General features: G+C 61.3%; 11 protein-coding genes and 1 pseudogene. 3 read left to right on the top strand and 9 right to left on the bottom strand.

The window, feature by feature from the left end; translation table 11 throughout:
• Positions 1 to 185 (bottom strand): winged helix-turn-helix transcriptional regulator (locus tag AC1D35_RS33085; protein WP_477942075.1); only part of this gene is annotated, 185 nt, incomplete at its 3' end.
• A 53-nt stretch (positions 186 to 238) separates the two neighbouring features.
• Here AC1D35_RS33085 and AC1D35_RS33080 point away from each other — a divergent pair.
• Positions 239 to 1,219 carry a zinc-binding dehydrogenase gene (locus AC1D35_RS33080; RefSeq protein ID WP_113308792.1) on the top strand — a complete coding sequence of 327 codons (981 nt, stop codon included), beginning with the start codon at positions 239 to 241 and terminating at the stop codon, positions 1,217 to 1,219.
• Between the two features lie 3 nt (positions 1,220 to 1,222).
• Here the strand turns inward: AC1D35_RS33080 and AC1D35_RS33075 are convergent, their stop codons facing one another.
• The 4 genes from AC1D35_RS33075 to AC1D35_RS33060 all read right to left on the bottom strand — a co-directional run bounded on the left by AC1D35_RS33075 (position 1,223) and on the right by AC1D35_RS33060 (position 4,423).
• Positions 1,223 to 2,059 (bottom strand): anti-sigma factor, encoded by an 837-nt coding sequence (locus AC1D35_RS33075; protein WP_477942072.1) that lies wholly within the window; start codon positions 2,057 to 2,059, stop codon positions 1,223 to 1,225.
• Between the two features lie 5 nt (positions 2,060 to 2,064).
• Complete coding sequence (locus tag AC1D35_RS33070) at positions 2,065 to 2,577, bottom strand: RNA polymerase sigma factor (RefSeq protein WP_113308794.1); 513 nt, start codon at positions 2,575 to 2,577, stop codon at positions 2,065 to 2,067.
• 217 nt (positions 2,578 to 2,794) lie between these two features.
• Positions 2,795 to 3,355, bottom strand: a complete 561-nt coding sequence (locus AC1D35_RS33065; RefSeq protein ID WP_113308795.1) for a tetratricopeptide repeat protein — start codon at positions 3,353 to 3,355, stop codon at positions 2,795 to 2,797.
• 159 nt (positions 3,356 to 3,514) lie between these two features.
• Positions 3,515 to 4,423, bottom strand: a complete 909-nt coding sequence (locus AC1D35_RS33060) for a metallophosphoesterase family protein (protein WP_113297545.1) — start codon at positions 4,421 to 4,423, stop codon at positions 3,515 to 3,517.
• A 68-nt stretch (positions 4,424 to 4,491) separates the two neighbouring features.
• On the opposite strand from AC1D35_RS33060, the gene AC1D35_RS33055 reads away from it, so the two are divergent.
• On the top strand, positions 4,492 to 4,971 hold the full coding sequence (locus AC1D35_RS33055; RefSeq protein ID WP_113297546.1) for an NUDIX domain-containing protein: 480 nt from the start codon (positions 4,492 to 4,494) through the stop codon (positions 4,969 to 4,971).
• 3 nt (positions 4,972 to 4,974) lie between these two features.
• On the opposite strand, the gene AC1D35_RS33050 is transcribed toward AC1D35_RS33055, so the two are convergent.
• Positions 4,975 to 5,964: a glutathione S-transferase family protein gene (locus tag AC1D35_RS33050; RefSeq protein WP_113308854.1), complete on the bottom strand. Its 990-nt coding sequence runs from the start codon at positions 5,962 to 5,964 to the stop codon at positions 4,975 to 4,977.
• Positions 5,965 to 6,173: 209 nt separating this feature from the next.
• On the opposite strand from AC1D35_RS33050, the pseudogene AC1D35_RS33045 reads away from it, so the two are divergent.
• Positions 6,174 to 6,747 (top strand): annotated as a pseudogene (locus AC1D35_RS33045) (GNAT family N-acetyltransferase).
• On the opposite strand, the gene AC1D35_RS33040 reads toward AC1D35_RS33045, so the two are convergent.
• The 3 genes from AC1D35_RS33040 to AC1D35_RS33030 form a co-directional block, all read right to left on the bottom strand.
• On the bottom strand, positions 6,748 to 7,164 hold the full coding sequence (locus AC1D35_RS33040) for a GNAT family N-acetyltransferase (RefSeq protein WP_113308796.1): 417 nt from the start codon (positions 7,162 to 7,164) through the stop codon (positions 6,748 to 6,750).
• A gap of 2 nt (positions 7,165 to 7,166) precedes the next feature.
• Positions 7,167 to 9,239 (bottom strand): hypothetical protein, encoded by a 2,073-nt coding sequence (locus AC1D35_RS33035; RefSeq protein ID WP_477942068.1) that lies wholly within the window; start codon positions 9,237 to 9,239, stop codon positions 7,167 to 7,169.
• 1 nt (position 9,240) lies between these two features.
• Positions 9,241 to 10,170 (bottom strand): DUF4159 domain-containing protein (locus AC1D35_RS33030; RefSeq protein WP_477942066.1); only part of this gene is annotated, 930 nt, incomplete at its 5' end.

The following is a 10,170-nucleotide window of genomic DNA, read 5'->3' as shown; positions in this document are numbered from 1 at the left end:
GGCATCATGCGCTTGAGCTCCGAAAGCCGTTTGGGGCCGGAGAAGACATGATAGAGGATGACGGGTTTCCAGCGCCCGGAAATGACCTTCAAGGCCCGCTCCACAGGCAGTTTCGGCAGTCTTTTCATGGGCTCGGCCATGGTCACCTCCTGGTGGGTATGGCACTGACATGTGTGTATTTTTATCCGGAAATCGAGTGGTAAAGCCTGTCTCACGCCATCAAAACGTGAGGTCTGTGATGAAAGCCGTTCAGTTCACCCGCTTCGGTCCGCCTGAGGTTCTCGAAATCGTCGAAGTGCCGACGCCGGAGCCGGAAGGCAGCGAAGTGCTGGTGCGTATCCATGCTGCCGGCATCAATTTCTTCGAGGTTTTGATGCGGGCGGATCGTTATGCCGTCACGCCGCCGCTGCCTGCCTTTCCCGGCGTGGAAGTGGCAGGCGTCGTCGAAAGGCTCGGACCTGACGCCGACCCTTCGCTGCAGGGTGCACGTGTCACCGTGCCGCTTTTTGCCATTGGACGCGGCTTCGGCGGTTACGCGGAATTTGTGGCTGTGAACTCGGGCTCGGTGGTGCGACTGCCGGAGAACCTTTCTTTTGCGGATGCGACGGCGTTGATGGTTCAGGGTCTGACGGCCCTGAACATGGTGCGTCGCAGCCCGCCGAAGGGAAAGGTGGTGCTGATCAACGCCGCCGGCGGCGGTGTGGGCTCCCTGCTGGTGCAGCTTGCAAGGTTGGAAGGAGCGAGCATGGTGATCGCGGCTGCCGGCAGCGATGACAAGAGGAAGCTCGCCATCTCTCTCGGTGCCGATATGGCGGTCGATTACACTGGGGAAAACTGGACCGCTTCGGTAAGGGCTGCGACCGCAGGCCAGGGTGCCGATGTCATTTATGAGACCGTTGGCGGCGATATCGCCAGAACTTCGCTGACAGCACTTGCTCCCGCCGGAGAGATGCTGCTTGCGGCCATGGGGCGGTTTTCGTTCGAGCTTTCCGAAATCCGCTCCATGCTTGATGCGAACCAGTCACTGAAAGGCTTTTCGCTCCTGCCGCTGATCTCGGGAGGCAGGTGGAGGGATGATCTCGCGGCTCTCTTCGATCTTGCGGCATCCGGAGCGCTGAGGATCGTGCATGGCGGAAGCTTTTCCCTGAGCCAGGCCGCAGAGGCGCATCGCGCGCTTGAGGAGCGCCGGGTCGGTGGAAAGGTCGTGCTGGTACCTTGACCGTCAGATGGCGGCGGCGATTTCCATGGCGAGCTGGCCGAGCGTGGCTTCGGCCGAGGGGCCGGCCAGCACATAGGAGGTGCCGGCATTGTGCCAGGTCACGAGGCCGATCTCGTCGCGGATCGTTTCCTTGAAGTCTTCCGTTTCCGGCGGCTGCGCATCCTTGCGGAAGCAGATCGAGATGATGTCGCCGTCGGTGTTGGAATAGACGAGCTGACCAACAGGACGGCTATCGCCGAGGATCACGCGGGCGCCCTGGAAGGTCCAGGAGTCGCGAGACAGATCCGGAACGCGGAACGGTACGCCGATTGCCGTCGTCAGCCAGGATGAGATTTCCTCGGACTGCGAGGCCGGCACTTCGACGAGGTGGCGTGGCTGGCGCAGGAGAAGCCGCTGGAAGGCGGTGACGTCACCCAGCCAGTCATTCGTATTGATCTGGGTTGCTGCGACAGGCGCGGTGTCATCCGTATCCGGCGCATTACCGATGAAATAGCCGATGCYGCCGCCGACGACAAAGAGGATAAGGGCCGCGGCAAGCGCCTGGCGACCGCTCGGTGCGAGCTTGAATTGCGGGCGGCTGTTGCGCTGGGCGATCGGTGTCTTCGGCGGCTGCGTGCTCTTGATCGAGCGGACGAGCGCCAGCGGAACCGGCTCCTTCAGCATGTCGTCCAGCTTGCGGCGGCCGAAATCGACGCCGTGGCGGAGCTTATCGTAGATCTTGCGGGCGTTTTCATCGATCACGAGCCGGTTTTCCAGCTCCAGCTTCTGTTCCGGTGTGGTTTCGCCGTCGAGGAGAGCGGCAAGCTGGGCTTCGAGCGGCTGTTTTTTGAAATCGAGCAAATCAGTCAGTACCTGTGGATGGGCGGATTGTGACCGGACAATGCGGCGAAATGGAGTCGTGCCGTCGCAAGCTGGCCGGCAATGCTGCCGATCGCGATGCTCATGATTTCGGCTGTCTGCTGATAGTTGTGCCCTTCCACATCGATCAGCAGGAAGATGCTGGCCACACCCTCAGGCATTTCCACGAGCATGCGGTGCAGAGCATCGGCATCGACGACCGCCGCGCGGTCGCGAATGGCGTCGCGGATATCTGTCACATTGCCTCGTGCGGCTGGCCGCGGCTTGCGCTTGCGGCTGTCATCGGCCCATTGCTGACGGGCCAGTGTGTAAATCCAGCTTTCCAGTCGGCCTTCACCGTTCCACTGATGCCCCCTGGAAATTGCGCGCAGACAGACCGCCTGTACCAGCTCGTCGGCCACAGCCGTCTCTCCCGCGAGCGTGATGGCAAAGCGGCGGAGGCGGGGCAGGAGGCCGACGAGATCACGCCGGATATCGGTGGTGGTGGCGGGTTGGCGCATCGTCTTTCCAAGAAGCATTCACATCGGCCGGCATTCATACTGGCTTTGCATTCGGGCGGCTTCGCGTACGGGCCTCGCCCGGCGGGCGCGAAGCCATCGTAGCTATCCCGGCCATACAGGCGGCTTTATGGAACAAGTCGCCTGTATTTCGCAAGCGCGGGGTTCAATTCATCCATCCCTTCCCAAGGATTTCGTACCATAGCCCGCGCAGCTTGCCTCAATATGTCCTGTGACCGTTCAGGCTCTGGAGAAGAGCGCGATAAGCCCAGGTATTTTCGCCGCCGCGATCGCGGATCTCGACGAGCTGGACGCGGGCGCCCTGGACATCGCCCTGTTCGGCGAGCGCCATGCCCATGTAGGAGCGGGCGAGAATGTAATTCTCATCCTGCTGCAGCGCCTTCTTGTAGTAGGACATGCCGAGTTCCACGCGGCCGGCCTTGCGGTTGGCATAGCCGAGATAATTCAGGATGCGCGGGTCGTTCTGGTTCTGCGCGAGGTTAAGCACCGTGATGGCGTTCTCATACTGGCCGGCATAGGCGAATTCGCGGGCAAACTTATAGAGATCGTCATCGTTGAAGCTCTGCTTCTTCGGATCGACGCATTCCTTCTTCTTGGCATCCCAGACCTTGCCCTTGGTGCAGGTCTTGGTCGTTTGGGTCTTCTGCGGAGGCGAGGTGTCATCGTTCCCGCCACCGACCGCAAAGGCGGATGTGGCAAGCCCGAGAGTGAAGACGGAAACAAGCGAAAGTCTGCACAGGCGATGAAGGGAGGCAGTCATCGGGCGTACTCCGTTTTGAGGCGATGCGGTGACCGGATTGTACGCCGACAGATAAAAATACCAAGAGGCCCGGAGGCCTTTATTGCTGATGTTACGACATCGGCAACCGCTCTTCACAGGTTGGTTCAATGGCTGTCGGAATTGATTCCGCAATTGCCTCTAAAGTCTGAAAATATCTGCACTTTCCGGCATCATGCCGTCGCCCGTGTCGTTTATGCTGAAACGCTCTCCCTTCACCTCCCAGGCGCCCGGAGAACCGGAAATCGAGAAGAGATTATAGGCGGCGCGCGGCTTGATGCCGCCCGGCCCCTGAGACGCCGATGCGATGCCTATGACGGGTACCGGACCTGTCTGGCCGCGCAACCAGTAAAGCGTATTGAGATGGGTATGGCCGTGCAGCACGAGTTCCGCTCCGCCGGTGGACACGACGGCCGCAAAACGGCGAATGCCGATCATGCGTTTGTAGAAAGAGGTTGCGCCGCGGATCGGCGGATGATGGATCATGACGACACGGAAAAGGCCCGCCTCGCCAGCGGCGCGCAGCATGTTGACCGTATCGCGGGCCTGCCGCGCACCGAAGAAGCCCGACGCGGCGAAGGGCGGGGTTGCGACGGCGGTGGAGCAGCCGACGATCGCGACCTTGTCGCGGATGCGCAGATAAGGGAAAATGTGCCGGCCTTCTTCCCATTCCGGCGGGGCGAGGTCGCCGCGCACATAGTCATACCAGGCGCGCATCGATTTCTCGTAGGAGCCCGGCACATAGGCGTCATGGTTGCCTGGAACGACCGAGGTGGCGGCGGGATCGCCGAGTTCGCGCAGCCAGGCTGCGGCGGAGCGGATCTCGATGCCACTCGCCAGATTGACGAGGTCGCCGGTCACCGCAAGATGGTCGGCCTTATGGGTGCGGATGTCGTCCAGCAGCAGATCGAGCGTGCTGCCGAAAAGATGCTTGCGCCGGTTGCGGTGCCAGTTCACAAAGCCCGTAATGCGTTTCGAGAAAAGCTCGTGAATGGAAAGGCGGGGCAGGGGTCCGAGATGGATGTCAGAGATATGCGCGAGCTTGAACATGCAACGACACATAGACCAGCTTATTTACAATTCAAACACATCCCGGCGATGCGAGCCTGAAAGAAACCATGGCAGACAAACAAAAATGGCCGCTTCACATGAAAGTGTTGTTGAGGTTGCTGCACGTGTATTTTTCCTTCGTGCGCGGCATGACGATGGGAGTGCGTGCGGCCTGTTTCGACGAGCAGGGCCGCCTCTTTCTCGTTCGTCACGGCTACACCGGCGGCTGGCACATGCCGGGCGGCGGGCTGGAGCGCGACGAGACGGCAGAAGAGGCGCTGATCAAGGAATTGCGGGAGGAAGGCAACCTCAAGATCGTGGGCAAGCCGAAGCTCTTTCACGTCTATTTCAATACCAGCATCACCCGGCGCGACCATGTGGTCTTCTACCGTGCCACAGTGGAGCAGACCGCGCCGCGGCCGCCGGACTGGGAGATTGCCGAAAGCGGCTTCTTCGAGATCGATAATCTGCCCGAGGAGACGACCGAGGCGACGCTACGAAGGCTCGCCGAACTCCGCGGCGAGGCGGAGCCGGCGCATTACTGGTGAGATTCAGGCTGCGGCTGCGAGCCTGTCGCGGCCGTGCGGCCGATCGAGATCGAGTGCAGGTCCGACGGGTACGATGCCGGTCGGGTTGATGGTCTTGTGGCTGCGGTAGTAGTGTTCCTTGATGTGGCGCAGGTTCACCGTCTCAGCGACACCGGGAGTCTGATAAAGGTCACGCAGATAACCCGACAGGTTTTGGTAGTCCTCGATGCGACGGATGTTGCACTTGAAGTGGCCGACATAAACAGGGTCGAAACGCACAAGCGTCGTGAAGAGCCGCCAGTCGGCTTCGGTCTGGCGATCGCCGAAAAGGTAGCGGCCCTTGCCAAGACGTTCGTCGAGCTTATCCAGCGTTTCGAAGAGCTTGACGACATTCTCTTCATAAGCCGCTTGCGTGGTGGCAAAGCCCGCCTTGTAGACGCCGTTGTTGACGGTGTCATAGACGATGTCGTTCAGCGCATCGATATCGCTCCGCAGGTCTTCCGGATAATAATCCGCCGTCGAGCCCGTCAGATGATTGAAGGCGCTGTTGAACATGCGGATGATTTCAGCCGACTCGTTGTTGACGATCGTGCCGGTCTTGATGTCCCAGAGAACAGGCACGGTGACACGGCCGGAATAGTGCGGATCGGCCTTCACGTAGACTTCCCATAGTGCCTTGGAGCCGAAGAGCTGGTCGCCAGTGGCACCATCGCCGACCTTGAACTCCCAGCCGTTTTCCACCATCAGCGGGTCGACGACCGAGACGGAAATCAGATCTTCGAGTTTCTTCAGCTTGCGGAAGATCAGCGTGCGGTGCGCCCAGGGACAGGCGAGGGAGACATAGAGGTGATAGCGGCCGGCCTCGGCCTTGAAGCCGCCCTTGCCGCTGGGGCCGGCTTCGCCTGTTGCCGTGATCCAGTTGCGGAACTGCGAGGGCTGACGCTTGAAATGGCCCTTCGTTTCCTTCGTGTCGTACCAGACGTCACGCCAGACGCCGTCTACCAGCATGCCCATGAGCTTACCTCTGAAATTGTTTGTTACGAGATAGATATCGCAGTATGCCGCTTTTTGCAGGCGGCAAAGATTGAACACTGCGTCTCAGTCGTCCGGCTTCTGCCCGAATTTTTGCAATGGACGCCGAAATTTTTTCCTGCTATCCGCCTTCCTCACAAATTTCTGGAATCCTGCTTGATGTCTATTCCCAGAGGCCTGCGACGACGCTGATGCTCCCGAACGCCTGACGGCGTGTTCGCGAACCCATATATCTGCGTCTATACGGTCTCTGTTTCCATGCTCATGTACAAGCACGATCTCGTCTACCTCACCGAGGATGCGTCTCACGACGCGGCTATCGAACTCATCAACGAAGAAGCATTCGGTCCCGGCCGGCATACGCGTGCCGCCGCGCGCATCCGCGAACAGGGGCCGCATGACCTGTCGCTCTCCTTCATCTGTGCCGATGACGGGGAGACGATCGCTTCGGTGCGCATGACGCCGGTTCTGGCGGGAACAGTGAAGGGCCATCTGCTCGGACCGCTTGCGGTGCGGCCCTCGCACAAGAGCAAGGGTATCGGCCGGGAACTGGTGCGTATCGCGGTCGAGGCTGCCAAACGAAAGGGTTCGGAGGCCGTCATCCTCGTCGGCGACCCACCCTATTACGGTCCGCTCGGTTTCGAGAAGGTTGCTTACGGCGCGCTGACTTTTCCGGGTCCAGTCGATCCGGGCCGTGTACTCGTCGTCCCGATCGCTGAAGACACGCATGCGCGGCTGAAGGGGACGATCGCCTGGCGGGTATAATCAGAGCAGCTTCTTGAGAAACGTCCGGGTGCGACCCTCTGGAAAATCCGGCAGTTCACCGAAGATCTCATAGCCCTGGCGCTGGTAAGCGCTGAGGGCATGCGGATTGAAGGTATCGATCCACGCGCCGCGGCAGCCGCGGGCGGCGGCTTCCTCTTCCGCCTTCGCGAGAATCTTGCCGGCCAAGCCGCCGCCACGCAGCGTATCGGGAATGTAGAGCATCTGCACGAAGAGCCAGCCCCAGGCGGTGAAACCGGACAGGCCGCCCGAAACCTTTCCATCGGTGTCACGGATGAGAATGGCAAGCGTTTGCCGTCCGGATGGGCCGACATCCTCTTTGTTGAAGGCCGTCAGCCCATCGGAAATGACGGCGAGCTCTTCCGGCGAAGGGGAGGCGGTGAGCTCGAATTCCGGCACAGCTAACGTCCTTCACGCCACCACATGGCGCCAAAGGCGAGAAGCAGGATGCCGACACCGGCAAATCCCGCAAAGAGCGGCAGGGTGTTGATGCCCTTCAGCACGGTCTCGTTGGTCATGCGGATCTGCATCCGGTCATTGTCGGTCACGCGCACCTGGCCGCGCACCGGCAGGATCGGCGGGACGGAGATGGCGCCGGCATTGTTGACGACGCGGGTGACCAGGCCGCGGCTCTTGTCGGTGATCGGCTTCAGCGCCGCGGTCGTCGAGATCATCGCCTTGAATTCCGGCGCATCGACGGCGCCGACATGGGCGAGCGTCGTCAGATCGCCGTTGCGGATTTCGAAGAGGCCAATTTCGTCCATGCGCTTTTCGGCCTTATAGAGGCCAGGCTCGGTCTGCGTCAGCGGCAGGTTCTCGGTCCTGCCGGAGGGGTAACGTACGATCGCGTCTCCCGGCGCATCGCCGATCGTCTGGCGGGTAATCTCCAGCGTACGTCCGGAGGTGCGCGCCGTCAGAGCCTCTTCTTCCAGCGCCGGTTCCTTCATCAGCCAGTGGGCGATGCGGCGATAGAGCGAGACGTGCGGACCCCCCCCTTCGAAGCCACGCGCCCAGAGCCAGCCCTGATCGGAGAGCAGCATGGCGACACGGCCCTGGCCGGCGCGGTTGAGGACCAGCAGCGGATGGTTATCGGCGCCGACCATGACGGTCTGGCCCTGCGGCCGGTCGACATCGACGCTGCGGAACCAGCGGCCCCAATGCGGAGGCTCATCGCCGGAACCATCAAGCCCGCGGGTGACTGGATGCTTGCGGCCCTGCTCGGACAAGCGGGGATAGAAGGCCTGCTCGATCATCCGGCCGGTCGGCTCGGCCGGCAGCACGGAGGCGAGCGGCGTCATGGCGATCGACTCGGGGCTGGCATGTTCCRGACCGGCGGCAATCAGCAGCGCGCCGCCATTTTCCACGTATTGGGCGATATTGTCGTAATAAAGCATCGGCAGCACATTGGCGCGATCCTGATATCGATCGAAGATGATCAGGTCGAAATCCTTGATCTTGTCGACGAACAGCTCGCGCGTCGGAAAGGCGATCAGCGACAGCTCGTTGATCGGCGTGCCGTCCTGTTTTTCCGGCGGTCGCAGAATGGTGAAGTGTACGAGGTCGACGGAGGCATCGGACTTCAGCAGATTGCGCCATGCACGCTCGCCTGCATGCGGTTCGCCCGAGACGAGAAGGACACGCAGGTTCTGGCGGATGCCGTCGATGATGTGTACGGCGCGGTTATTGGCATCCGTGACCTCACCGGGAATGCCGGCAACGGAGAATTCCAGAACATTTGCGCCGCCGCGCGTCACCTTGAAGGAGAAGGGCGTATCCTGGCCGGGTGTCGCCTGCAGCGTGGCGATCTCGTCGCCGTTGAGGCGCACGGTCACATTGGCCACGCCGCCGGGGCTTGGGCCGTCGTCGAAGACGCGCAGCACGAGCTGCTGCTCCTCGTTGACGATGCCGAAGCGGGGCGCCTTGATCACCTCGATACGGCGGTCGAATTCGTTCGGCTTGCCGGTGATCAGGCCATGGATTGGTGCGTCAAAGCCGAGCGCTTGGTTGACGCCGGGCACATCATGCACTTCGCCATCCGTCAGCATGATCGCGCCGCCGACGCGCGAAGGCGGCACATCGGCGATCGAAGCCGATAGCGCATCGAAGAGGCGGGTGGACGGCACGTCGGAATTGCGGTCTTCGTTCACATCGACAAAGCGGGGCTCGATCTGGGGAAAGCGGGCGAGCTGCGTTTTCAGCGATGCAAGCGCATCATCGGTCATCGTCATGCGATCAGCTGTCTGCTGGCTCTGACTGCGGTCCACGATAACGGGGACGATGGTCGAAAGCTGGTCGCGGTCTTCCTGCAGCAATACCGGATTAGCAAGTGCTGCAAGCAGGGCAAGTGCCGCAAGCGCGCGGATCCATGCGCCGCGAATGCCGCGCCAGATCGCGAAGACGGCGATCACGAGGACAATGCCGGTCAATACCGCCAGAAGCGGCCAGGGCAGGAAGGGCGAATAATCGAGCGTCATGTCACTGCCCCAGACGTTCGAGCAGGTCGGGCACGTGGACCTGGTCTGTCTTGTAGTTGCCGGTCAGCATGTACATCATGATGTTGACGCCGGAGCGGAAGGCATATTCTCGCTGCGTCTCCTCCGGCGGCACGGTGGGCAGCAGTGGCGTGTCATTATCATCAACGGCCCATGCGCCGGCAAAATCGTTTGCGGTAATCAAGATCGGCGAGACGCCGTCTGCGGCGGCGGCCGGCTTGTTGCCGTTGCTCTGTCCGCCCTGCCGTGCCTCGATCCAGAGCGGGCTGCCGGCATAACGGCCGGGGAAGCTCGACAGCAGATAGAAGGACTTGGTCAGCACATGGTCGTGCGGGACGGGCTCAAGCGGCGGAATATCCAGATTGGCAAGGATCTGCTGCAGGCGCTGGCCATTGGCGGTCGTGTCGCTGGCGCCTTCGAGCGAGTCGATCTGATCGCGCGTATCGAAAAGAACGGTGCCGCCATTGCGCATATAGGCGTCGATGCGGCTGATGGCGGCGTTGGAGGGCATCGGCGCAGTCGCCGAAATCGGCCAGTAGATGATCGGGTAGAAGGCAAGCTCGTCCTTGTTGAGGTCGAGGCCGACGGGCGGAGCAGGCTCCAGCGTTGTGCGGTATGTCAGAAAACTCGTGAGACCATGGAGCCCCTGTTCGGAAATATTGTCCACGTCCTGCTCGCCGGTCACAACATAGGCGAGATGGGTATTGTCCAGCCGTTGCATGACAACGTCGTCGCCCGGCTGTGTATCATTGGCATGCAGGATGTCCGGATGCAGCATGAGACCAGCCGAGAGCGCAATGGCGATCGTTGCGGCAGCGCGGGCGCGCGGGCGCAGGCGTGAAAAGGCGCCGTTCATGAAGAGMACGATCAGACTATCGGCCACAAGCAGCAGGAAGGCGATGAAGAAGAGCAG

The organism is Rhizobium sp. P1_E6, from assembly GCF_056405875.1.
Note: the sequence above shows the minus strand (reverse complement) of the source record. Positions and strands in the feature narration are given on the sequence as shown.